General features: G+C 55.0%; 18 protein-coding genes. 14 read left to right on the top strand and 4 right to left on the bottom strand.

The window, feature by feature from the left end; genetic code table 11:
- Nucleotides 1–116: 116 nt before the first annotated feature.
- The gene (thyX, locus tag R70723_RS04095; RefSeq protein WP_039870027.1) at nt 117–818 is read right to left on the bottom strand and encodes an FAD-dependent thymidylate synthase; all 702 of its coding nucleotides are present in this window, start codon (nt 816–818) and stop codon (nt 117–119) included.
- 153 nt (nt 819–971) lie between these two features.
- Here thyX and R70723_RS04100 point away from each other — a divergent pair, with 153 nt between their 5' ends.
- The 6 genes from R70723_RS04100 to R70723_RS04125 all read left to right on the top strand — a co-directional run bounded on the left by R70723_RS04100 (nt 972) and on the right by R70723_RS04125 (nt 5,533).
- Nucleotides 972–1,481, top strand: coding sequence for an NUDIX domain-containing protein (locus R70723_RS04100; RefSeq protein ID WP_052421177.1), 510 nt, complete (start codon nt 972–974; stop codon nt 1,479–1,481).
- A 34-nt stretch (nt 1,482–1,515) separates the two neighbouring features.
- The gene (locus R70723_RS04105; protein WP_039870028.1) at nt 1,516–2,052 is read left to right on the top strand and encodes a tubby C-terminal domain-like protein; all 537 of its coding nucleotides are present in this window, start codon (nt 1,516–1,518) and stop codon (nt 2,050–2,052) included.
- A 20-nt stretch (nt 2,053–2,072) separates the two neighbouring features.
- Complete coding sequence (locus R70723_RS04110) at nt 2,073–2,933, top strand: GNAT family N-acetyltransferase (protein ID WP_081957189.1); 861 nt, start codon at nt 2,073–2,075, stop codon at nt 2,931–2,933.
- Nucleotides 2,934–2,948: 15 nt separating this feature from the next.
- Entirely contained in the window at nt 2,949–3,941 is a 993-nt protein-coding gene (locus R70723_RS04115; protein ID WP_039870032.1) for a phosphotransferase, read from the top strand.
- A 40-nt stretch (nt 3,942–3,981) separates the two neighbouring features.
- Nucleotides 3,982–5,121 (top strand): 3-dehydroquinate synthase, encoded by a 1,140-nt coding sequence (gene aroB, locus R70723_RS04120; protein ID WP_039870034.1) that lies wholly within the window; start codon nt 3,982–3,984, stop codon nt 5,119–5,121.
- An 82-nt stretch (nt 5,122–5,203) separates the two neighbouring features.
- The gene (locus R70723_RS04125; RefSeq protein ID WP_039870036.1) at nt 5,204–5,533 is read left to right on the top strand and encodes a DUF6468 domain-containing protein; all 330 of its coding nucleotides are present in this window, start codon (nt 5,204–5,206) and stop codon (nt 5,531–5,533) included.
- Between the two features lie 680 nt (nt 5,534–6,213).
- Here the strand turns inward: R70723_RS04125 and R70723_RS04130 are convergent.
- Genes R70723_RS04130 through R70723_RS33240 form a run of 3 tightly spaced genes read right to left on the bottom strand, consistent with a single transcriptional unit; the run spans nt 6,214 to nt 9,262 of the window.
- Complete coding sequence (locus R70723_RS04130; protein ID WP_039870037.1) at nt 6,214–8,136, bottom strand: hypothetical protein; 1,923 nt, start codon at nt 8,134–8,136, stop codon at nt 6,214–6,216.
- A gap of 57 nt (nt 8,137–8,193) precedes the next feature.
- Complete coding sequence (locus R70723_RS04135) at nt 8,194–9,117, bottom strand: hypothetical protein (protein WP_039870038.1); 924 nt, start codon at nt 9,115–9,117, stop codon at nt 8,194–8,196.
- Complete coding sequence (locus R70723_RS33240) at nt 9,110–9,262, bottom strand: hypothetical protein (RefSeq protein WP_156123777.1); 153 nt, start codon at nt 9,260–9,262, stop codon at nt 9,110–9,112. The genes R70723_RS04135 and R70723_RS33240 overlap by 8 nt, the downstream gene beginning before the upstream one ends.
- Before the next feature lie 176 nt (nt 9,263–9,438).
- On the opposite strand from R70723_RS33240, the gene R70723_RS04140 reads away from it, so the two are divergent.
- The 8 genes from R70723_RS04140 (at nt 9,439) to R70723_RS04175 (ending at nt 24,950) form a co-directional block, all read left to right on the top strand.
- Nucleotides 9,439–11,241, top strand: a complete 1,803-nt coding sequence (locus R70723_RS04140; RefSeq protein WP_039878227.1) for a VWA domain-containing protein — start codon at nt 9,439–9,441, stop codon at nt 11,239–11,241.
- Between the two features lie 13 nt (nt 11,242–11,254).
- On the top strand, nt 11,255–14,644 hold the full coding sequence (locus R70723_RS04145; protein WP_039870039.1) for a tubulin-like doman-containing protein: 3,390 nt from the start codon (nt 11,255–11,257) through the stop codon (nt 14,642–14,644).
- A 4-nt stretch (nt 14,645–14,648) separates the two neighbouring features.
- Nucleotides 14,649–17,165, top strand: a complete 2,517-nt coding sequence (locus R70723_RS04150; protein ID WP_039870040.1) for a transcription initiation factor TFIID — start codon at nt 14,649–14,651, stop codon at nt 17,163–17,165.
- Nucleotides 17,166–17,841: 676 nt separating this feature from the next.
- Nucleotides 17,842–18,201, top strand: coding sequence for a hypothetical protein (locus tag R70723_RS04155; RefSeq protein WP_039870041.1), 360 nt, complete (start codon nt 17,842–17,844; stop codon nt 18,199–18,201).
- A 125-nt stretch (nt 18,202–18,326) separates the two neighbouring features.
- Complete coding sequence (locus R70723_RS04160) at nt 18,327–19,604, top strand: vWA domain-containing protein (RefSeq protein WP_039870043.1); 1,278 nt, start codon at nt 18,327–18,329, stop codon at nt 19,602–19,604.
- 44 nt (nt 19,605–19,648) lie between these two features.
- Nucleotides 19,649–20,284 (top strand): hypothetical protein, encoded by a 636-nt coding sequence (locus tag R70723_RS04165; RefSeq protein ID WP_039870044.1) that lies wholly within the window; start codon nt 19,649–19,651, stop codon nt 20,282–20,284.
- Between the two features lie 71 nt (nt 20,285–20,355).
- Nucleotides 20,356–21,618 (top strand): hypothetical protein, encoded by a 1,263-nt coding sequence (locus R70723_RS04170; RefSeq protein ID WP_039870045.1) that lies wholly within the window; start codon nt 20,356–20,358, stop codon nt 21,616–21,618.
- Nucleotides 21,615–24,950: a GAP1-N2 domain-containing protein gene (locus R70723_RS04175; protein WP_039870046.1), complete on the top strand. Its 3,336-nt coding sequence runs from the start codon at nt 21,615–21,617 to the stop codon at nt 24,948–24,950. The genes R70723_RS04170 and R70723_RS04175 overlap by 4 nt, the downstream gene beginning before the upstream one ends.
- Nucleotides 24,951–25,706 lie beyond the last annotated feature (756 nt).

Consider the following 25,706-nt stretch of genomic DNA (forward strand, 5'->3'; position numbering starts at 1 on the left):
GCAGAAACTCTGTGTAATGATGAAACACCCCTGCAGTTATGCTGCAGGGGTGTTTAAGTACGTGCTTGCTTGAGGAATCTCCGCAGAGAGAGGATATTTCACAGTCAGCATAACGGTCAGCGTGACAGCAGCTCGTCCACAGTAACCGGGAATAACGTTTTTACCATACTGAGAATGGCTTTGGCATAATCCTGAATTTCCTTCTGGGCATCATGCTCCAGCCGCTGCTGCAGGAAGTGGGCGGCCGATTGCAGGGACGCCGTCCAGTACCAGCGGACATACAGGCCGTAGGCAGGGAGAAACAGGCGCGCCTGCTCTGCACAGATGCCGTCCGCGAGGGCGGCTTCGTATTTTTGCATACCCAGCTCGGTGTAATCCATCAGCTCTTTCGTATATTTCTCCCCAAGCTCCCAGGCAATCAGGCTGCCGCTGCCCTGCTTGGAATTCTCCGGCGCGCTCCGCCATTCTCCGCCCGAAGGCAGATAAAAGGCCGGCTCCTCCGTAATATACCTGCGGCTGGACTCATTCCAGGCCTCAAGACTGTCCCCTGTACCCTCGTAATGGGCCGAGCCCACCACATACTTCCACCACTGCCTGGCAACCATCAGCGGCGCATAGATTTCAAACTGGATGACAGCGTGCCTGAACGGTGAAGTATGGCCTTCCCGGGCCAGAAACCGGATCAGCCGGATGTCCTTTTCGCTAAGCTCCTCTGACTGTTTGGCATAGGATACCCGCGCTGCATTCACAACAGTCAGGTCACTGCCCATATGATTTACCAGCCGGACATACCCTTTGTCGAGCACATTGATCAACATTGTTATAACCCCCACTTGGAAATTAAGCCTCTGCTTTCTATTCAACTGGCAGGAATACTTTTCCTGCATATGCCTTTTTTAGCTTATCGGCAGGGAATGACCGTGGTATAATTTTCCTGTGTGTTCGTATTCCGGGGCTGGGGTGATCTAGATATGCGGCTTAGGCAGATGGCGGTAGCTTTTTTATTTAATGAAGCTCAGGATGTGTTATTTCTGCAAAAAAAGAAAGGCAGCCGTTTTCTTGCCGGGCATCTGGTTCCCGTTGGGGGTCACATCGAAGACGGGGAATACAGCGACCCCCGGATTGCCTGTTTACGGGAGGTTACTGAGGAAACAGGACTTACCGGGCAGGATATTGGCGGCTTGACGCTCCGTTACATTATTAACCGGCTCAAGGCCGGACAGGAGATTCGTATACAGTACATCTTTATGGGCAATGTTGCACCTGGAAGCCGGCTGGTTCCCGGTGAAGAAGGAGAACTGCTGTGGCTGGAAGCCGGCAGGGCTGGCGGCATGCAGGCCACGGCGTCAACACGCGCGGTGCTGCAGCATTATTTGGAGACAGGAATACATAACAATCACATTTATACCGGTACCATGCATTCGCAGCAGGGGGATCCTGCGGTAAGCTGGAGTGTACTGGAGGACTGGGAGGAATATTAATTGATGAGGACGATGATCCGGAAAGGGAGTTAAGATGATACGGGAATATAGCTTAGTAAAGCCCGTGTACAGGGGAAGCACCAAATCAATAACCATCTATGGCGCTAATCATATCCCAGTCGGCTCGATTCAAAGAGTGTACAAAAACTGGCTGCAGCAGGCTTGTGATTTTATTTTTAACGCAACCTTTTTTGTGAATGTGCAGGCGTTTGATAACAGCGGGCAGCCGGTCTGCAGCATCAGTGAGCAGCTTGGGCGGGATAGTCTTGTAAGGTCCAAGTGGACGGGCAGCTCCATTCATCTGGGGGAGTTTACGGTCAGTGATGCTACGAAGATTAAGGCGAATCCGAGAATGAATGTTCAGCTCGAAAGAGATTTTACTATAAGGCTAAAAAAGAACATCGGCAACAAGGGTGTCTATATGATGGATGAAGAGGATCAGGTGCTGGCGGAAATCAGCTATCAGAATCTGATATTTCGGCGAAACATAACGGTAAAGCTGGAGTCGGCGGACATTCACATTTTAGATGCGGCGGCGTTATATTATATTTTTGACAGCCGGAATCATTGAGGTTAGAAGAAGGAGCGCGCATGATGGAAGAGCGGAACAAAAGGATTTTGCGGCTTATAGCACAAATCTCTACCGGAGCATTGGAATTTGTACGGTCTGCCTTTGAACGCAATGGAGTTACAATACTGTTTTATGCAGAATCCGGGAACAACCAGGGAGTGTTATGTCTGGCGGAGGATAACAGCTGTGTGATAGCCTACGCTGCATTCAGCGTATGCGGGGAGCCAGATATGCTGCTGGATTTAATAGATGACAGAATCTTTCCTTATCTGCAGTCAAGTGAGCACCGGGAGATCTGCTTTAATGTATATGGAGATAATACAGAAATTATAGAATTTGTAAGGGAGCATGGATTTGTATCTGATCTGGAGGGTTATCAGCTGAAGTATACGGGCGGACCGCCGGATCAAGCGGATAGCTTGTTACTGCAGGAGCAGGGATTTATACCGGAGATGCTGGATGCCTTTATTATGCTTTTTGATACAGCTTACGAGCAGCTTTGTGTTGAGAATGGCTGGGAGACAGGCGGATACCGCAGGCAGGCGGAATGGTTTGGGCAGAGGCTTGAAGCATACGAGGCTGCAGGCCGGGTCCGTTCATTTTGGCTCCAGGAGAAATTGGCGGGTGCATATATCACAGAAGGTGATTATATCCGTGATCTTGTAGTAGCGCCGAAGCTGCAGAATAGAGGGTATGGAAGAATTATACTAAACCAATGCATAAGCCATATGATCAAAAATCAGGGAACCGGGGGCGTCTACCTGCGGGTGGCTGCCAGTAATGAAGATGCTCTCAGGTTTTATGAGCGGAATCAGTTTGTAATGACAGCGAGTTTTGCCGAACATACCTATCCGTCAGTAGCAGTAGTAAGTCCATCATAGTTAAGGATGAGTGCCATGGAATTAACCGACAGCAGCAAAAGGATCGGCCTGATTAAGGATACTGTCTATTGCTTTATCTCCCCCGAAGCCGAAGTGCTGAGTGTAGAGAGCGTACCTGTGCATGCGGGGTCACGGGCTGTTGAGCTGATGCGCAATAAAGTGTGGCTGCAGTCCAGAGCAGGAATGCCGGAAGGGACAGCGGTAAAAGAGGAAATCTCTTTAATAACGAAGCAGGCTACTTTTGTGGAGCGTTCGGCACTTTCCAGGCTCTATTCGCAGGGGGCCAAAGTACCCTTCAGCCTCTCAGGCCAGCCGCTCTACGAAGGGCGGAGCCTGCTGTGTATTGAGGATGTGGATTACCGGACGGATTACAGCAGACTGGATCTGCCTGCCCTTCAGAAGAAGGAGATAGAGGCGCTGGCCTATATCCATTATGTTAATCTTGGCTGCAGATGCGATCTGCCCTGGCTGCCGCAGGTGAGTGAGGCCTATATTGCCGAGATCCTTAATACAAACTGGAGACCTTCCTGGGATTCCGCCAGGCAGAATCCGGCTTTTGCTGAAGCCTTCGGGCTGCAGACCCTTGAGAATATTGAGGAGATTGCCGGAAGAATTGCAGAGGATATGATACCGGTTATCTATGCTGCAGACACCTTTACAATGGTTCATAATGATCTGAATCCAGGCAATGTTCTGGTGCATAACAATGATAAAATCCGTTTCATTGACTGGGAGGAGGCCCGCTACGGCTCGCTGTTCATGGACATCCCCATGCGCTGCAGGACGCTGGAGCAGGCAGAGGAGTACCGGAGATGTCTTGCCGTTCTAGGCTGTGACATTCCGCAGCAGGAGTACGCCGGGCTGTTCCGGGCAGCCTCACGTTACCTGGGGCTCCGCTTCATGTGCTGGAACCTGGGAGTGTGGCAGGCGAATGAGCAGGCGAGGGCCGATCTGGTCAACTATATGAGGATGGTAACCGATCCGCTGTACAGCGGACAAGAATGCTAAATATATTATGCTCCGGCATAAGGAAAAGAGGTCTGCAGCGATGTCCCAAAGCTTCCAGGTTGTACTCAAAAAGACAGTCGATCACTCTTATCAGATTGAAATCGGCGAAAGGCTGTTTCCGTCGCTAATCAGCGATCTGCAGCAGGGGCTTGTCCCCGGCGCCAGCAAATTTGCTGTCATTACGGATTCCTCGGTAGAGCCGCTCTACGGGCGTCCGCTGCTTGAGCTTCTGCTGCAGAACGGCTTTGCGGCAGAGCTGTTCTCCTTCCCGGCCGGCGAGAAATCCAAGACCCGTGAGACCAAAGCGCGGCTGGAAGATGAGCTGCTGAGCCGTTCCTACGGGCGGGACAGCTGCATTATCGCCGTCGGCGGCGGGGCCGTGACCGATCTGGCCGGCTTCCTTGCCGGGACGTTCGGCCGCGGGGTGCCGAGCCTGAACTATGCAACGACGCTGCTGGCGGCAGCTGATGCCTCCGTCGGCGGCAAGACCGGTGTCAATACACCGGTCGCCACCAACCTGATCGGCGTATTTCATCAGCCGCGTAAGGTGTACATTGATCTGGCGGCGTGGTGCACCCTTCCAGTCCGGGAGTTCCGGAGCGGCCTCGCCGAGACGATTAAGCATGCCTGTCTGGCGGATGCCGGATTCTTCCGTTATCTGGAGGAGCATATCGGTAAGGTCGTATCGCCGGACGGTCAGCTGATTCTGGATCCTGAGATATGTGAACAGATTGCCCTGCACAACTGCCGGATCAAATATGAGGTGGTCCAGCAGGATGAGCATGAGAGCAATCTGCGGCAGATTCTTAACCTCGGCCATACGGCGGGACGTGCGCTGGAGGCGGTGAGCGGATATGAGCTGCTGCACGGTGAAGCCGTTTCTGTAGGACTGGTTATACAAGCGCGGCTTGGAGTGAAGCTGGGGTACATGACGGGTGGTGAAGCTGAACGGGTTGTGAAGCTGCTGCAGCAGGCCGGCCTGCCGACAGAGCTTCCGGCCTCTATTACAAACCGTATGCTGGTGGACAAAATGTATACAGACAAGAAGGTGCGCAGCGGGCGGATCCGCTTTGTTTTCCAGGAGGGGATCGGGGCTATGAAGACGTTTGAGGACGGCTCCTTCTCAGTGCCGGTGGACGAAGAGACGATTATGGCGCTGCTGCAGGAGCTACGCGGGTAACGCAGCATTCCTTCCCGTATACGTTGAAGGCCTTGCTGCTTATCGGGGTAAGTAATAGTAAAGCTGAGCAGGAGGGATAGACATGGGTAACCCGATTAAGGAATTCAAGAATAGTATAGATGGCCTGAAAAAGTCACTGGATGGGGTTAAGCAATCGGTGGACCGCCTGAAAGAGCCGGTTGACGAGGTAAAGGCCAATGTCCAGGAGACGCTGGATGAGGCCAAGAGCCGCACGGATGGAATTAAGACGCAGGTTAAACGGATGAAGGCATCGGTGCAGGAGACCAAAGCGGTGCTGGGTGAGGTTAAGGATACCGTCACTGCAGCCTCTGGTGTTCTATATGCCCAGAAACGTTATAAACGGCTGCTGGGCCGCAGGAAAAAAGCAGACGTTGCCGGATCGGCAGGGTAATGCCGTTTTTGAAGTAATCAGGTAAACGGGAACTTGATGAATCAGCAGGACATGATGGGGTGCGCGGGCTGCGAAGCAGCTGGAATTTGCCTAGAGTGTCTGCTGCGGATTGAATGGAAGCGGATTGTCTCTAGCGGAACAAGCAAACGGGATGAATACACGAAGGATGCTGCGATACAATGGGCTGTTTGGCGAAAAGGAGAGGCTTGCTGCTGATCGAACGGACTGAGATGACGTTATCTGCCTGATTTGAGACAAGGCTCAGTTCTGGCGGACCCCACAGCCTTTATTGCCTGCCTATCCTCGGAAAAACCGGCTTATGGGTCCAAATAAGCGCATCTGGGTCCGTTAGGAGGAAAAACCGCCGTAAATCAGGTATTTAGCGTCAGCTGTGTCCGTTAAAGTTACCGCATTGGCTCGGGTACTGCAACAGAATAGTGCCAGTGCTGCGACTGCACGCAAGTACTGCAACTGCACCGATGCTGGCAGCTATGCCGTCACAGCGGCTGTGCACGCACTAACAACATACAGTTTTATCCGCCAATTGAAAGAGCAGCGGTTCTCAGATAATCAGATTGTCTGAGGACCGCTGCTCTTTATGGGTTAAAGGCTCTATCGTTCTTGTTCTCAAGGATCTGTCGAATGAATCCTAATAAGAAGCAGTATCCTGTTAATGCCGCTTAATTCGAGCCTGCCCCTGCATTTGCCTCTGCATTGGTATCCGTCTGCTCACCGGTATCCTCCGGCGCCGGATTCAAATCCGTCTCTGCGCCAGGATTCGTACTCAGCTCCGGATCCATATTCATGTCTGTGCCTGCGTCCGCAGCAGTTGACCCGACACTCTCCAGCGAATTGATAGTGAAGACAGGCATATACTGCTCACCGGTTTCTGTTCCCGCATAAGCATATCTGTTCTGATACTGTCCGGTAATGACGGCAGTTCCCGTAACAAAGCCGGCATTACCCTGCAGCAAAAGATAACGGCCATCAGCAATGCCGACGCTTCGACCGGAGTTATCAATGTAAATTTCGGCGTTCATTGTGACATCCGTATAAGGATGAAGCTCCAGATCGGCAGCGGAGATAACCGGAGGCACCGTCTGCATGATACCGGTAAACTGATAGCCGCCATCACTTAAGGTATACACGCCTGTCTCACCGGACACGCCATCGCCGGTATCTGCATTAGTTACGAGAAGCGAGGCATCCTCTGCCTGCAGCTCATAGCTGTCTCCGGCAAAAGAGAAGAGCATTGAAATACCCTCAGGCTTGATCTGATACGCCATAAAATCCGTGCGGCCGTCATCCCGGCCCCCGCGGATTACCACAACCGGCACTCCGGCTGCTGCAGCAAGCTGGTCGTCGAAGGAAACGCCGCTCAGCCGCCCGGATTCCGGAATAACGCCGCCTGTCTGCGTTGAGACGACTCCGTCCTCCTGCAGATATGCATAATGCAGCATGCCGCTGCCGTCAACCCCCGCTACAGCCACCTTGGCCCCATATCGGCCGGAGACGGAAGCAACAAATACATATTTACCTTCCTCATCGCCGCCCGGCAGCAGCCGGACAGGCTCGGCGGTGTTCCAGGCCAGCTGTGCTGCAGCAATGTCTGCCGAAGTGTCCTGCAGTGGAGTGAGGCTGCTGTACAGCTGGATCGCCTCAGCAAACTGCCCGTTCCGCACAAGCCGGGCGGCGCTGGACAGAAGCTTCGATGTGCTTCGCTCAATAGAGGCCAGCAGCTTGGACGAGCCGGCATCAAGTCCTGCTGCCGCAGCGTAGTTACGGTACATCACAGCATGACTGGCAAACGCAGCTGTATTGTCACCATCAAGGTCTTTTTCAATAATAATGCGCGCGCTTCCTTCAGCCTGCTCCTGCACCCATGAAGCCTGGTAGCCGTGGCTATCATAGGCTTCCTTCATCGATAAGGCACTGTCAAGCATAGGCTGGAAGCTCCCGGCTGCTGCCAGCACCTTCAGCCTAGCGATGTCATGCGACCTGAAGCCGGCTGCCAGCAGCTCCGTCTTGGTATCTGCGTCTCCATAATAAGCGTCAGGAATCAGGAGCAGGTTCCATTTGTAAGGTTCGCCGGTATCTTCACCGCTGCCGCCGGCTGCAAGCTCGGCCAGGAACTGGTCCTTGAATTGCCGGAAGCCGCCGGTGAGCTGCGCAGAAATCCCTGACTCCTCTGACAGCCTGCGGTAAAAGGCCTCATACGGCCCGCCGCTGACAAAATACTTGGCCTTCAGGCTGAGCAGGGAGGCATAGCTCTCCATGAAGCCTGCAAAATCCTTCGTAACAAGCTGATCTGCTGATATGCGGACCAGTGTATCCAGACCGCTGCGGATCGCCGTGATCGGCGCGAGCTCTGTAAGCCGCCCGGCAATTTGCTCCTCTTTATAATGAACGGAAAAATTATCAGCCGCCTGCCGGTACAGCCGCTCGGCCGCTATCAGGTCCCCGGCGGCGTACAGCCGCTCAGCCTCCTGCACCATCCGGAGCTTGTCTTCAATCCGCAGGCCCTTTGAAACGAGCAGCCCCGCCATGCATATACACAGAATGATCATAATATTCCGCAGGGTTATGGCCTGTTTGAACGTCATAGTATAGTAGCCCCTTTTTTCAAAAATATAGCATGCCTGAGTCTTACGGCACTCTATCTAAAAATCGGGGTCCCAGCGGTATTTCGCTTCCCTGACTTCGGCTATCCTTTGGTCGAGACCGTTCCAGGCCTCATGAGGGCTGGCGGAAATCAGTCTGGACAGCCGCAGAAACCGGTCCTTGGGCAGGTCCTGTACATATCTTCCGATCATGCCGGAGTACAGCAGCGCGTTCCGTTTCAGACGGACCGCCGCTCCCGCTACACCGGTCAGGATTTCTCTGCCCTTGTTCATTTCAAGAATCTGCACCTCATAATTCTTGACATAGCGGAGTGTGCGGTCCTTGATCAGCTCGGGCCGGACCCGGGCAATCTCGCCGATATACTCGGCAAGCAGCGGCTCAAAATCACGCAGCAGCAGCTGCTCGAGCTCCAGATTCATATCCTTGCGCAGCTGGAAGCCGTGCAGCAGGGCAACGCGCTGGCGGGCGATCCGGTCTCCGCGCAGCAGGACAGAAATTTCGCGCAGCTTCTCATAGGCCAGCACATCATCTTCACGTAAGACAGCAACGGCCTCCTGGCGGTTCAGCTCCAGCCCTTCCCGGATGCGGTCAATATTCCGGCCGAGCAGCTCGTTTAAGGCAAAGAGGTTCTCATTCTGCCGGACCTTCCGCTGCATATAATAGAGGGCTGCAATCAGGACGGCCCCGCAGACTCCGCTGAGTGCCATCTGCTGCAGGCTCTGCCCGAAATAGACAGCAGCCAGAGTAAGCAGAAGGAGCAGCAGCAGGCGGGTATGCATCTTGCGCCCGGCGAGTGAAGCAGCCTGCCGGGCCACCGGTCTGAGAGCGGCCCGGCCGCATTTGCCGCAGCGTTCTTCACCGAGCGCGGTGTAATTGCCGCAGTGCCGGCAGACCCGCAGCTTGTCATGGGCGTAGCGCGGAGCCTTGAACGTCCGGAAGGTGACGGGTCTTTTTTTAGTCACGGGATGGGGACCCTCCGTTCAGGGCGGCGAGCAGCCGCTCGTCGATGTCATCACGGGTGAGCGGCCTGCGCCGCCTTGAGGCGTAAAGTGAAATTTGAATGACGGCATATAGAAACGCAATGCCGAGTATGACGTATGAAATCATGGAACTCTCCCTTTCATGCAGGCATAAAGTTGAAGTTTACAATGTTTAATTATATCATAATGGCATGCTATTGACAGATTTTAGCTAACTGACGCAATGTCCCTAATACCGAATATAACACAAGAGGAGCCATCTTTATGCTTCGTACACAGCTTTGCCCCAGAACAACCAAGAATATGCTGCAGAGGCTGATCCCGGTACTGCTGCTGATCCTGTGCCTTACGGCATCACCCTTTACAGCACTTCGGGCTTCGGCGGCCTCGGCTGGTTCATCCGTATCAGCGGCGGGACCGTCGCGGATTGACGCGGTGCTGCTGATCGATGTCAGCAACTCCATGAACAAGAGTGACAAGAACAATATCGCCGGTGAGGCGATGAAAATGTTTATAGATATGCTGTCCACGCAAGGTGACAAGGTCGGCATTGTCGCATACACCGACAAGGTGCAGCGTGAGAAGGCTTTGCTTGAAATCGGCTCAGCCGGCGACAAGCAGGACCTGAAGGATTTCATCGACGGGCTGAACCGCGGACCTTACACGGACATCGCCGTAGGTATGGAAGAAGCGGTTAAAGTCCTGCAGAACGGCAGTGATCCCAGCCATGAGCCGATGATCGTCATGCTTGCAGACGGTAACAATGACCTCGATGAGGCAAGCGGCCGGACGCAGAGCCAGTCAGACCAGGAGCTGTCCGCTGCGGTGGATGCAGCCAAGCAGAAGGGCTACCCGGTTTATACTATAGGGCTCAATGCTGATGGCAAGCTGAATAAGGATATTCTCGCCGGGCTGTCTGCTGAGACAGGCGGCAAATCGTTTACGACGAACTCAGCGGATGATCTGCCGCAGATTTTGAGCGAGATTTTTGCCAGTCATCTGAAGCTGAAGATTGTTCCGGTCCAGTCGATTACGGCGGACGGCAGCTTCCAGGAGGTTACGGTTAACGTTCCTAACAGCAGTGTGCTGGAAGCGAACATTTCGATTATGTCTGCACAGCCGGTGACCGCGAAGCTGACCGATCCGTCGGGCAAGGAGGTCGCGATCCCGTCAGATGATGTGCTGCTGTCCAAGTCGTCCACCTACAGCCTCATCAAGCTGCTGTCACCGGAGCAGGGGGACTGGAAGCTGCAGGTCAAGGGCGTTCCCAAGGATAAAATCGACATCAATCTCGTATTCAACTATGATCTCGAGCTCAAGATAGAGGCGCTGCCGTCGGCAGCGTACAAGAAGGGCGATACGATCGATATCGTCTCCCACCTGTACAGCAACGGTGCTCAGGTAACACTCAGCAATTTGTATCAAGATATGAATGCGGTACTGCTTGCGACGGACCTCGATACAGGGACAGTAGAGGAGATTCCGCTGGACAATTCCGGGCCGGAGTTCAAGGGCGCTTTTGAAATTAAAGAGAGTCATAACTATGAGCTGAAGGTCCGTGCGGAGGAGAGCAGCTTTTACCGTGAAAGTGATGTGCTCAAGATCGATGCGAAGACGGGGGCTGTAAGCACAGCACCTGCAACAGGGGGCGGAACAACAGGAGAAGAGCCGCTTCAGCCAAAAGAATCCTCAAACACCCTGTACTTTATCATCGGCGGCGTACTCCTGCTGCTCATTGCGGCGGCTGTATATATGCTGCGCAAGCAGGCCAACCGGGGCTTTGTCGGACAGATGGTCGTAGAGGTGCTGGACGGCAACACCGGAGAGAAGACGTATCCGCAGTACAAGAAGCTGTCCGGGTTCCGCGGCAAATTCACGCTGCATCAGCTGCTCCAGCTGGCTCCTGAACTGAAGGAGAGCGAGAAGGTCATCTTTACTCCGGGCAAAAACGACCGGCTGCTCCTGCGCAGCAGCGAAGGCATCACAGTAGAAAGATCCGGGCGGGCGGCTGACGCTTCACGCGGGCTGGAGCTAAAGAGCGGGGACCGCGTATCGGTGCCGCTGCAGACAGTAGACAAGACGATTCTGTTGGAGTTTTTAATATAGAGGGGGAGAACCTATGAAACCGGTAGTAAGAGAGCATATTCAGCAGCTAGACGTATCGCTTGGCGGGGGAATCGTCAGTGACAAGATCAGAGTGGATACGATTGATAATCCAATTCTGATCATCGGCCTTGGGGGGACGGGAATTGACGCCCTGCTGCGCCTGAAATACCAGATTAACCGCCGCTTTAAGCTGCCAGAGGACCCGATTTCCAAGAAGAAGCGCGATAAGCCGGACAACGTGGAGTTTCTGGCTTTTGAAACGAATGAACAGGACCGCGGCAAAAAATACAAAGGCATCGGCCTCGATCCGCAGAATGAATTCGTGCTGCTGGCGAACGCGGAAATCGGCGGCCTGCTCCAAAACCGCAGTATCCTTGATCCCTACATTACCGATTGGTTGTCGCCGGAGCTAAGCATTACCGATGGCATGAACGGGGCTGCCGGTGTGCGCCAGGCCGGACGCCTGCTGCTGTTCACCAAGATCAACCAGGTTGTCGGCGCGATTGATAAGAAGATTAAGACGCTGTCGGTCGGCACCAACAAAAAGCTGATGGTGTTCCTGCTTACCGGTCTGTCCGGCGGGACAGGCAGCGGTGCTTTTCTCGATATCTCCTATATCGTGCGCGGGATTATTGAACGTGATTACGGCGCGGCGGGCATTGACCGGGTCAACACGCTCGGCTACCTGTTCACACCGGACGTCAATCTGTCCAACAAAAGCCTGAGCGAGCATACCCGCGAGTATATCCGCAAAAACGGCTACGCGGCGCTTAAAGAGCTGGATTACTGGATGAATGTGGACAGCCGGGGTGAGCGTTTCCGCCAGCAGTACGGCAATATTTTGACCGTGAATTCACCTTTGCCGCCATTTAACCTGTGCCATCTGATCTCCGCAACGAATACCGAGGGCAAGCTGCTGGAGAATGCTTACGACTACTGCATGAACGTAACAGCGGAGAACATCACGAACTTTATGGCCAGCGAGGAAAAAGCCTCCGGCGAGGAATTCGCCATCCATGACTATATCAGTAACATCCGGACCAATATCGCGCAGATGAACAAGGCATATCCGGCCAATTATGAATACAACATTATCGGGGCTTCGTCGGCCGTGCTGCCGATTGAAGAGATGACCACCTATCTGGCCTACCGCCTGTTCGACAAAATGGACAAGATGTTCCAGCAGGCTCCGGGCCAGGAGGATGTCGAGAAATTCGCACGTAAGCTGGGCATCGACCTCGATACGATGATCAAAACGTTTGAATCCCGCGTACCAGAACCGCTGCCGGGCTATCAGAACAGCGAGCGGCTGAGCCACGCCAATGTTATTAAGAATCAGGTTGTCGATATGGACACGGAGCTTGAGCAGAGCTTCCTGTCCCGAGCGCGTGAAGAATATATCAAGGCCAAAAAACAGCTGCCGGGCGAAATTACCGGACGGTTCGGCGAGGAGCTGGAGCGGATTTTCCTGCATCCGGAGCAGGGGCCGTTCTATGTGTCGCGGCTGCTCTATACCGAGAAGGGCTTCTGCATTCTGAAGCTGATCCAGTCTTATATCGAAGCGCTGCGCGAAAGCCTGCTGCGTCTGCCGCGTGATATCGAGACGGCTCAGGACAGTGCGGAGGAGAAGCTTGGCGATGCGCGGAGCGCTTTTGTGTCCAAAGAGAAGAAGAAGAATGCCTATATTGAAGCCAAAATCAACGAGTACTGGCTGCACGCCGATGTTGAGCGTACGGAGCAGATGATCCAGTTCTATGAGGATTTGTTTGAGCTGCTGAATGAAGAAAACAGCCGGATTTACGGGGTGTTCACAGAGATTCTGAGTGCGCTGAGCACGATTTTTGAGAAGAACGGTAATATTCTGCTGAATGGTGAGGAGCAGGCTGACCATAAGGGCAACAAAACCTACTATTGGAATATCGTCAACGTGCCGGATATTGCTTCGAATATCTCCAAGCTGATGGACCAAAAGGACGGCGACGACCTGATCCGTGACTTTGCCCGCGAAATGCTGAAGCATTCCGGACGCTGGGTCAGAGAGCAGGAGATTGATATCGTCCGCTCCATTTCCGAGTTCCTGACCGACAAGTTCGGCGATCTGATTACCCGTTCGATGGAAGACTTCCTGGTGATGAAGTACGGCCGCGAGGAGCCGCTGGATAAATTTGTGGAGCGGATCATCGCAGGGCGGCTGGATGAGGATGCGGTGCCGATTTTCCATCTGAGCAACAGCTCGGGCAGTCTGCACTTCCCGTCCTGGGGCTTTGTCTCTGTGCCGGTTAAAGCACCGGGTATCCTGAAGGGGATCCGCAATTACCAGAACAACGCGCTTGGCAAATCGCAGTTTACGATTAAGGAGAGCGAGGTTAAGAACCGGATATTCTGGCTTAACACCCGTAACGGTGTGCCGCTCTTTGTCTATACTCCGCTAAGAGTGTATGAAGAAAACTACGAACGCACCATTCTGGACAAGGAAGGGATCGGCCGCCATTTGGTGATGACCGACAAGAACAACTGGACCTATCTGCCGTCCCCGATTCCTGAGAAATCATGGGGCGACACCTATGTAAATGCCCGTGTGCGCGAGTACAATGCCAGAGTCCGGGCTGACTTTGCACGGGCGCTGGAGAGCGGCGTCATTATCGAAAAAGGGCTGGATGAAAATACAAGCAGCCGTTTCTCTGTCGTCTTCAGCAAGCCGTTCGATCTGGATAAGCTGCTAAGCGGCTATGACCTGCAGATTGGTTCGTCGCGGCCAAACCTCGGCGAAGTGAAGAAGGCAGCCGATGAGCTGCGGTCGCTGCGTGAGAACGGGCTGGAGCGCGAAGCCGTGAAGGACATCTTTGGCAGCATCAATCAAGAGCTGGCTCAGGAGAATCTGATCCGTTCGCCGCAGCTGATCAGCCGTGTGCGTGAAGAGCTGGTTAAATATGATGCTCTGGCAGCCAAGGCTGCTGAGCTGGATGCACTGCTCCGCCAGCATCTCGATGAGGATAAATGGCTCGACCAGTTCATCGAAGCCCTCTATACCGACACCATTGTCAAAAAAGGGGCGCTCTACGTCTACGACCGCGACGAAGAAGAGGATGCCTGGGAGCCGTTCGCTAACTTAATGAAGGAACGCAGCTATGTGGAATATGCAGTGTACCGCCATTTCCGCGCTCTGGATGAGAAGAGCCGCAGTGTGCTGCTGCGCAAAGCGGCACGCCGTTCGGGAGAAATGACTGCAGCCGAGGATGTAACCCCGCTGCTCTATAAGCTGGAGGGGCTGTATGTCTCCTTCCTCGAAGCGCGTGACAGTCTGGAATATGAGCGGGTGGAGCATGCCGACGGCGATGAAATGTACGGCTTCTACAAGAGCCTGACCGGCAAGCTGGCCAGCATCCGCAGAAAGCTGAAGTAAGCCTATGATTAGAACAGAAGCACTGGTCTATGCAGAGCAATATGCGGCGCAGGAAGAGGCGCTGCACAGCAAGGGGGATGGACGCAGCAGCATCCATTACCCCGCGCTGTTTCTTTTCCTTGGTGACAAGGTATCCCCGGCCATTGAGCCGGTGCTTATGCGCTGCGAGCGGAAATGGGATAATGCCGCCGGGGTGCTGGCGCTGCATGCCGGCGCGCATGGCGGCAAGGAGCAGTCCGGCGGGAATGAGGCAGGCGGAGCTGCTGTTCAGGGCAGGTATGCAGGCATGGAGGATGGCGGTGCAGGCCGGGATGGTACAGAGCAGCGGCCGTCCGGGAGTACAGGCTGGGATTCTAAAGAGCAGCAGTCCGCAGGCGGCAGCCGGGAACGGGTGATGACGATGTCCCTGCCGGATCCGGCAGGGCGTGATCCCCGTACAGTGCGCCAGGAGGTCTACCGTGAGTTTCACGAGGACGGCCGGTATCTGGCGGGAATGAACCGGACGCTCCGCCGAATGGGTAACAGCATAGCTGACTATGGACGGCTGTATTCTTCCTTTGACGTAATCCATCTCACCATCATTACGCGGGTCGATGACCCGCTTAATGTGCTGCTGCCGGAGGTTGCCTTGCTGGCCAGAGCGGTTCTCAGCCAGTCGTTCAAATCGGTGCAGACCGACCTGTACACGCTGATCAACGAGCGGGAGCAGGGGGATAACTTCGGATATTCCAGCTCGGCCGGGCTGGCTTTTCTGCGTGAGCTGGACGGGATGCAGCTGCCGGACTATACGTTCAAAGCTCCGCTTCTGGTTACGGAGGACGGATTGTCCATTCCGGTAGCCCATGGACCTTCCGCCCTGTTCGATCTGGTCTACCTGCTCTCGGATAAAAACGAGCGGGGTATGACCCCGGTGAACGGCATGGAGGATAACTACGAGATTATCGCGCACATCAGCCTGCTCAAGAACCGTGTGCGTCCTTCCTCCGATCAGGCTTCCGGGCACGGCGGCTACAATAATATGACGTTCAAAAGCGGCATCCGCGGCAGCACCGGCAGGCAGGGCTATGCCTCCGCCGGATTCTCGGCGGTGCGCAGGCCTAGCAGGCCGGTTGCCATGGCGGTGCTGTACCATGCTTTTCATATTCTGGCCGCGAAGCTGCAGACCGGCGGTGCCTTGAGCCTGCGCGAGCGCCAGGCGCTGCTTGGACTGACGCCGGAAGCGCTGCGTGAGCGGGCAGCGGGTCTCCTGCCCGATGAGGCGGGCATCGCCGAAATGACCGGGCTGATGAGCCACGGCCGTCCGTCCTACAGCGAGCTGAAGCCGCTCTCGCTGCGCGAGGCGGAGGCTTTGCTGTTCGGCGACGGCGGTGAGGCGTATTTCCGCAGCAACTTTGCGGATGTATCCGCTGCGCGTGCTGCGGCTCTTGACCCTGCTCGCGAATGGGCCGCCGTACTGGCGGCTCAGGAGCAGGCCGCTCCGCCAGTGACGTTCTATCAGCTGGCGGAGTGGACGGCCGAGCAGGGCGAGGCCGGGGGCAGTGTGCTGAACGCGCTGCGTCAGCACATGGGCGGTTTGCGCTCGGCGCTGGCTAGCGCCGAGGAGGAGCTGGAGCAGCTCTACGCGCAGAGCGTGGAGCGCCAGCCGTTCCAGCGGGTGCCGCTGCTCGACAAGCGGACCGTGCGTAATTTCATTCATTATTTGTTTGAGAGTATATATAGTAGGAAATACGAGATTCTCAGGCTGAAGCTGGAGCTGGGTATCGCGCTCCGCTATGACGCTGCGCTCGAGCAGCTGCATGCAGAGAGCAGAGCCAAGGTGCAGACGATGCAGGCGCTGGAAGAAGAGCTGCGCAGCCTTGCGCTGTCCAGCATCGGACGATCCGGTGAAGCGGTGGACCAGAATATCATGGAATACTACCGCACCGTGACCGCAGAGGTCATGCTGGATATTGAAACCCGGCGGGGTCAGGGCATCTTCTTCAGCGACCGCTTCATGGGCAGCATCTCGGAGCTGCTGCGCCAGGGCGGTCCGGCGGTTGTCCGGCGCCTGATCGAAGTGTGCAGGAGAGAGCTGCTTACAGCTGCACCGTTTACCCTCCCCTTCGAGGAAGAGCTGCTGCGGCGGGCCAATGTTGCAGCGGCGTACGAGAACCGGGAGATTGTGTCCAGGGAAGAGCTGTTCAAGCAGCTCTATCTGGGTCTTGAAGACGGTGCAGCCATCAACGTCCGCCTGTTCGAATATACGCAGGAGCACCGCCATGAGGAGAAATACTTCTTCGGCGACAGCGGCTCCGAATTTCTGCGCTACGCGTTGAACGCTGACAGCACGACCCGTATCTACCGCCTGGGCGTTGTCCACGAGCAGCGCAGAAGCGGCGTGGAGAAGCTCAACCTGATGGGCGGCTTCCATCTGGAGGACCTGCTCTACTACCGCAACGGCAAGGTTTACTATGAAACCTATGTCCAGAACGGCTATAAGCTGCACGGTGTGGATGAGGAACAACTGCCTGAGCTTAGATGATAGTTGAGTAATATGAGTAATATCAGTAATGAGGCTGGGCAAGGCTGCCACTAAGGCAGACCGCTGAGGTGCTGCTGCGTTGTGGAACTGTTGCGCTAAAGGTGTGGTGCCGAGGTGCTAAGCATGCTGAAGTATTAAGGGCATTAAAGGCTAAGGTGCTGAAATGCCGAATGTTGAAATGCTGAATACTGAATACCGAATGCCGAATGCCGAATTCTGAATGCTAAATGCCGAATGCTAAATGCTGAATGCTGAATGCTGAATGCTGAATGCTGAAATGCTGAAATGCTGAAATGCCGAATGCTGGATGCTGATGCTGAAATGCTGAATGCCGAATGTTGAATGCCGAATGCCGAGTGCTGAAATGCTGAAATGCTGAAATGCTGAATCACTGAATTAAAAAGGTGGTTTGTTCTGTTTTAATTATATAGGTTAAGGTATCCATTAATCGGTGGCTGTGGCGCTAAGTTGCCAGAAAGCAAATTGTCGAAACTTCAGTCTAAGATGCTGCAGCTAGCCCCAGTATACTCCGGACTGTTGAGTCAAAGGCAAACGGCCGAAATGAAAGGCAAAAATGCCTTTGATTCCAGCCGAACCGGGCAAACGGCCGAAATGAGAGGCAAAAATGCCCTTGATTCCAGCCGATACGAGCAAAAGGCCGGAATGAGAGGCAAAAATGCCTCTGAATTCAGCCGATACGAGCCGAAACGGTCAAAAGGCCGGAATGAGAGGCAAAAATGCCTTTGATTCCAGCCGAAACGGGCAAACGGCCGGAATGAGAGGCAAAAATGCCTCTGAATTCAGCCGAAACGGGCAAACGGTCGGAATGAGAGGCAAAAATGCCTTTGACTCCAGCCGAAACGGGCAAACGGCCGGAATGAAAGGCAAAAATGCCTTTGATTCCAGCCGAAACGGGCAAACGGCCGAAATGAAAGGCAAAAATGCCTTTGATTCCAGCCGAAACGGGCAAACGGCCGGAATGAGAGGCAAAAATGCCTCTGAATTCAGCCGAAACGGCCAATACGTCAGTTATTAGCAGCAAAGGAGTTATTCCGCCGCCTATTTCGCCAGGGAACACACGTCCAAGAGGATGACAGGCTGGCTGTGCTCCGGCAATAGTATAAATATATTATAAGTTTGTTCCTGAAAGGATGAGGATGGATGCAGCGGAAAATCAATCTGCTTTTATTGTGTTTCAGCCTGCTTGGCGGCGGCATAGCTTTTGTGCTGGGGGAGCTGCTGCTGGGCAGCAGGCCGTATGACCTGCCGTCCATATTAATTGTCGGTATCTATTTTGCGATAGTGGCGCTTGGCATTGGACTGGGGGCATTGCTGGCGGAGATGATCTCCCCGCGATTGAACGGCTTATCGTGGAAGCAGCGTTATCTGGGGCTGTCGTGGAAGCTGCTGCCCTTGACTGTAGTTATACTGTTCGGAGTCGGCACTCTGATGGAGTTTGTGTATGAGCTGAACTTCGGCGGCATCAAAACGGTCAAGAATGTCGTTATGGTCATCGATGACTCAGGCAGCATGCAGCAGAGTGACCCGGATAACAGCCGGTATGCCGCTGCGCAGGCACTGGTGCAGCAGATGGATACCGATAATCAGGTGGCTGTAGTCACCTTCAGCCAGGAGGCTGCAGTTGTCCAGCCGCTGATCTCACTGCGGAGCACCGAAAACCGTGAAAAGGTGTCGGAGGTTATTAATAACCTGCAGACAACTGAAGGCGGCACAAATATCAGCGGGGCGCTTAGTGAAGCCATGAACGTGATTAATACGGACAGCGGGACCAGCCGCGGGGCCATGGTCATCCTGCTGTCTGACGGCTTCAGCCAATTTAATACAGCTACCGAGCTAAATGAGTATAGAAGCCGCGGTATCGCCGTGAATACCATCGGGCTTGCGCTGAATGACCCGTCCGGCTCCAGTCTGCTGCAGGATATTGCAGCGGCAACCGGCGGGCAGTACTACGATGTTACCGATGCCGGCCGTCTGGGGGATGTGTTCCAGCAGATTTACGACCGACTGGGCGACCGTACTCTGCTGACAGAACGCAGCGATGCTACAGCAGACAGTCCTTATTATGCAGTTGTGCGGATTCTGGCGCTGATGCTGGTGGGTACGGCGCTTGGGATCGGGCTTGGCATTATTTTTGATAACCGGCATCTGGCCAAAAGCTTCGGCATCGGCGGCTGGGCAGCCGGCCTGTGCGCCGGTCTGATTCTGGAATTCGGGCTAGACGGCCATTCCGCCGGCGATATGCTGGTGCGGCTGAGCGCGGTACTGGTGCTGGCGGCTATTATTTCACTCTTTACCTATGTGATCCCGGTCGGCGAAGGACGGCTGTCCCGCCGGGGAAGAAGGGACGCGGCTGCGGCAGCCTCCGGCTCCGAAGGGTTTCATTCGCCGCGCAGAAACAGGAACAGCAAGGGCTTTTAAGCTCTCAGCAAGCAGGAATCCATAAGTGAAGGGAGTAGACAGTCATGAGGTACGCCGAAGAAAGTCACTCTGCAGCGGCAATCAGTGACGTGACTGCCAGGGTGGAGGACCGGTTCTGTACGCTGAGATGGCGCTGGCCGGACGGCGTACAGGCGGTCTGCATCCGCAAAGAAACAGCGGAGGGGCCGGAACGCGGGGAGCTTCCGCCTTCCGGCATGAAGCTGTACACCCGCGAGGAATACAAAGCGAACAACGGCTACCGGGACCGAATGGATGATATCGGCCTGGTGGTCTATACCATATATGCCCGGATTAACGAGAACGGCGAGACGCTGCTCATCAGGCAGGCGGACCGTTCCAATGAGGTTACAGTCAGTGCCGGCAAGGCCAGAATATATTATTCCGTCAGCCAGAAAAAAACGATATTCGGCAAGCAAAAAACAGTACATATGACGATTACCGCCGAAGTGCCGGTGCCGAAGGATGTACTCTGCTATGTCAAAAAAAGAGGCGGACATCCGTCATCCAGAGAGGACGGCGTGCTGTTCCCGTTCGTGCAGGATTTTGCCGCCGGACGGAACGCGCTGCCGCCGATCGAAATCGGCAAAGAGGACTTCGTGCGGATTTTTTTCACCGATGGCCGTAAATACGGACAATATTATGAGCTGGTACCGGAATAAGTCTGCTTTATGCATCAAGACCAACAGAAAAGTAACGCTCAGACAACGACAAAACGTTGGGAGGACAAGAAATGTCTTTTTTCAGCCGCTTTATGAAGAAAAACCAGCCGCAGCCGCGGCCGCTTTTTTATGATATTGTGTGCCCTTACTGCTTCACGAAATTTGAGCCGGAGGAAGTCGTTTTCCGGGCCATGCACAGCCGCGAGGATGATGAGAATTACGCGCTGGGCGAGGATGACGCCCTCAACAAGTACCGTGAGCGCTTCGGGCTTGATACGGTGGACGACATGGAAGCCATTCTGAATCCGGCGGACATTCCGGAAGAATACCATCATTACACGGACCATGTACTCACCGGTCTAACCGACCGCTACGGGGTGCTGACGCGCAGACGGCTCTGCCCGGCCTGTCATAATGAGCTGCCTGTGACCGCGGGCAAGGTGCCAAGCAATATTATCTCCATCATCGGCGCTTCCCAGGTAGGGAAGTCGGTGTATATGACCTCGCTGATCCATACGCTGCAGCATACGACGGCGGGGCATTTTGACGCAGCCTGCATGCCGCTGAATGCCGAGATCAGCCGCAAGTTCCGCACACTGTATGAAGAACCGCTGTTTGAGCGCGGCGATCTGCTGGCTTCGACCCAGAAGGAAAAAATGCAGGAGCCGTTCATCTTCCAGTTCGTCTTCAAGGATGAGAGCAAGCCGCCGTTGACACTGGTATTCTTTGATGTTGCCGGCGAAGGCATGGTGGACCAGGATTACCTCGGTCTGCACGGCCAGCATATCAAAAACTCCGCCGGCATCCTGTTCATGGTCGATCCGCTGCAGATCCGCTCCATCCGCGAGAAGATCCGCATCAACTACGGCGACAAGCCCGGCGAGTGGGTATCACAGTATGATGAGCCGCGCGATGTGGTGCTGACGATGTTCGGCGATTTTATCGCCTATCAGGAGAAGAGCAAAACCTCCATCCCGACAGCGGTCGTGCTGACCAAAAGCGATATGCTGCACTCGCTCAAGGATGAGGACGGCGATTATATCAAGTCGAACAGCAATGTTTTTAATAACTATGTGCACCGCAAAACATTAAATCTTGACGAGTATCATAACATCGACGGGGAAATCCGCCGTTTCATCGAGAAGGTGGACCGCCCGTTCAAGGATACGATGGATGTTTATTTTGCCAATACGGGGTATTTCGCCGTGTCTGCGCTGGGCAGCAATCCGGTCAATCAGAGGATAGAGGGTGTGGTCAGCCCGATCCGTGTGGACGAGCCGTTTATCTGGCTGCTGCATAAGCTGAATTATATTGAGGGGAGCGACGGGCCGTGAACAGATTTTCAGGGTCCGGCATCACCCAGCAGATGTATACCCGCGAGCGGCGCGGGGTTTACCGGACAACCGAGGGCTTCGATACGGTAGCGAAATCGGACAGTCTGGATAATAATTTTGTCAAAAAAATCCTCCACCCCTTCTGCGTCTACGATGCTCCGGCTGAGCTTTCGGCACGCGGCGAGAAGAATGAGGAGGTTTATCCACCTGCGCTGCATTTGTTCCATACGGAGACGAACGATACCGTAATTGGGCAGAGCCGCTATCTGGCGGCTGATTTTACGGGGCAGCGGAGCGCTTTTTTCGCCCATAACTTTATTGTGCCGCCGATCCGCTCGGAGGAAATTGTGAAGCATTACGGGGACTGGCTGCATGCAGACTTTGCCGTCAGTCATGAAGGGGAGCCAGGGGGAACATTGCCGGAGCTGGACCATATCCCTGTGCGGCAGCGCGAAAGCCGGCCTGACCCGCTGACGGTGCTGCGCACGCTCGGTTTTACCGAAGAAACGTTCAAGGCCCTGCTGCAGGCGGTTATGCTCTCCGTAGCCGGGAAGAAAAAAATCTACATTGCGCTTGATGTGCCGATCAGCGAGGTGTCGCGGCGTGCCGCAGAGCTGACGGAGGTCCTGTTCAGTGTGCTGCCATATGATTTCCGCCGCCGGCTGGGCGTCATTACGTATGCGAATGAGCCGCAGAGCCGCAAATATATCCATCTGACCTTTGTGGAAAAAGGCTCGCTGCGTCCCGGGGACCGCAATATCGAGAAGGATTATGTGTTCGATCTGGCCTCGGGCCGGATGTTGAATACTGATTTTGGCGGTACGCGCCAGCCCTTTGCCGAGCTTGTCTGGAAGATGCTTAACCGGAAGGGCAGCATGGAGGATTATGCCCGTTTTGCCGATTCCCTCCTGACAGGTGAAGGGCCGGAGCGTAAGCTGCAGCTGGCGGTATATAACGAGCTGGCGGTCTTTTATGAGATTGAGCAGGGGGAGGAGCAGGCGTACACGGACAATAAAACCGCTGTGCTCAGCGGTCTGTTGTCCTACCTGAAGCCCCAGGGAGCATTGGAGTCGCGGGTGCGGCTGAATGATCTGTTCCTGGAGCGCTTCGACCGTGAGTATGATGCTATCCGGCAGCGCGGGATTCCCCAGCCTGAAGTGCTTGAACAGTTCAAGGAGTATTTTGTGCTGGAGGGTCATAACTATCGCGGCAAAATCGTCGACTTTTTCATCAACGGCATGCTGAACTGTCCGGCTGCAGGGCGTGAGGATGTACTGGCTGCGGCTTATGGCATAATCGAGAGCAATGACGGGCTGAGTGCAGCATTTTTCAAAAAAGTACTGGGCCAGCCTGTATTCCGCAGACAGCTGCTGGAGCCTTATATGGAATCCCGGCTGGCTGCTGCGGCTGACTCCAGGGATGTGCTGCGCTTTGTGTTCCATTGGGGGCGCTTTTTGCCGGAGGTGCTGCAGCAGGACTTTGCCCGGGACATGATTAAGGAGTATCTGCTTGAGAAGCTGGCCGGGGACAGGAATCCCGTGGCTGCCGTGGCAGCTGCCCATGATTTTGTAGAAAAGGCGGAAAAAGAGCGGCGCAGAGGCAGCGGCCTCTATCCGGAGGCAATGTCGCTGCTGCTGGAGCTGGCGGAGGCAGCTGACCGTTTCCTGCTGAGCCGTGTAGATTTGGACAGGCTGACGCTGGAGCAGCTGCTGGATATTTCATTCCTGCGCTACCGTGACTCCGAGGACTGGCAGCCGCCGCTGGATTCCATCAGCAGACGCAAGGCCAACGCCCTTCGGGCTGCCTACCGCTGGTTTGGCGAGGAGAAGCCGGATGAGGGGATTTTTGCCGGACTTGCCCCGCGTGAGCTGGACGATGTTCAGCTGCTCGGACGGCGCTGGCTGAAGGAGACGGGCAGTGCTGAGCCTTTTGAGCGCCTGCCGCTGGCTTTCTATCATATCAGTGAGCGCGAGGACGGGCCGCTGGATTATGATGCGCTGCTGGAGCTGGTCGTACGTAAGGCGGGTGGAGATAAAGAGACGGTGTACCGTTTCTTTGACTGGTCGCAGGGCAGCTGGCTGTTCACAGTCTCGAATAAAAAGCTGTGGCCGGGATATAAACGGGCCATTCTGAAGTATTTCATGAACAAAGACCGTGAAGCCTTCAAAAGCCGGGATTTCCGCAAAAGCTATGCAGCCGCCGCAGGACCGGCGCTGCAGAATGTATATAATGAAGCCCGCGGCAAGCTGGCTTCACCGCTGGCGCGGTGGGTCAGCCGCAGCCGATTTCAGCTCCTGATCAGCGGCTCCATTCTGGGGCTCGTGATCATCGTGGTAATGATTGCGGTCAGTCTGCTGCGGCCGGACCCGGCACAGCCGGAGATTGGCGCAGGGGACGGCGCGGTTACGGTAGCGCTAGGCAGCGGCGGCGCGGCCGGCACCCGGCTGGTGTTCTCTTTTGAGGGTGCTGCCGAGTGCTCAGCCTTTAAGCCCGAGGAGATTGGGCTCATGTCCGGGGACAAGGTTACGGACACCTATGAGGTTGTTGCGACGACGGCGAGCTGCCTGGTAGCTTCGCCGGAACCGGGAGACGGTGACGATGCCGGGAACGCGGACGGCGGAACGGACGGAGGCGCGGCCGGGAATGTGGGCGGCGGAACGTCCAGCGATGCAGCCGGGAATGCAGGCGGTGGAACGTCCGATGATGCAGCCGGGAATGCAGGCGGCGGAACGTCCGATGATGCGGCTGGTAATGCAGGCGGCGGAATGTCCGGTGATGCAGCCGGGAATGCAGTCGGCGGAACGTCCGATGATGCAGCCGGGAACGCGGGCGGCGGAACGACCGGAGATGCGGCTGGGAATGCGGGCGGCGGGACGTCCGATGATGCAGCCGGGAATGCAGGTGGCGGAACGTCCGATGATGCAGCCGGGAATGCAGGTGGCGGAACGACCGGAGGTGCGGCTGGTAATGCAGGCGGCAGTGCTGGGGCAGGGGACGGAGATCAGTCCGTCTCCTCCCCGCCGTCAGCCGGCAAGCCGGACGCTGCGCAGTACCAGGTCATCGTTGACCTGGAGCAGAGCGCAACACTTGCTGCCGGCAGCATGATTACCGCCGGTGAGTACAAGCTGATTATACAGTCTGATCCGGAGGCTGGAGCATCCTTTGCTCCAGCGGTGCAGCCTGCCGCTACAGCCGGAGCAACACCTGATGCTTCGGCAGGTGCCGGCGGTACTGGCAATAATGCCGGCGGCAACAATGTGACTGGTGGAGCTAACGCAGACGCAGCTGGCTCAAACGGTGCAGATGCAGATAGCAATGCCGGAACGGAGTAACGCCTATTAGTCCCAGACTAACTAATGAAACAAACGAACAAGATCCTGAACAGTACAAGTGGCCGGATGACGGCGCGGGTACGTTCAGGATTTTTTTCTGCAGCTGGCTGGACAGGTGCTTTACCGACTCTTTAGCGGCTACCAATTTACAATTAAGTGGATTTTAGACACCTAATCTCTGCTAAAACATGCGATGAATAGAATTAAGTGGATTTTCGTCACCTAATCCAGGCGATTATCGGAAATGTGCGTATAACCAGCGAATTAAGTATCTATTTTCCACCTAATTACACTTAAATAGAGATTTTGGCGGAATTAGGTTACCTTTTTCAAACTAAATTCCAATGTGTCTGTTCGGAGTGAAGAGTTGTTGTAGGATGCGGGAGATGGATTTGTTTGCGCGGCAGGTTGTTTGAATAATGAGCGTGTGGTGGATGAGTGGTTGAGCAGGAGTAGGGTGATGGAAGAGATGGATTGGTTTGCGCGGCAGGTTGTTTGAGTAATGTGCGTGTGGCGGATGGGTGGTTGAGCAGGAGTAGGGTGATGGGAAAGATGGATTGGTTTGCGCGGCAGGTTGTTTGAGTAATGTGCGTGTGGCGGATGGGTGGTTGAGCAGGAGTAGGCTGATCGGAGAGATGGATTGGTTTGTACGGCAAATTGTTTGAGTAATGTGCGTGTGGCGGATGGGTGGCTGAGCAGGAGTAGGTTGATGGGAGAGATGGATTGGTTTGCGCGGCAGGGGTTGAGTAATGTGCG

Source organism: Paenibacillus sp. FSL R7-0273 (assembly GCF_000758625.1).
GTDB lineage: Bacteria > Bacillota > Bacilli > Paenibacillales > Paenibacillaceae > Paenibacillus_AQ.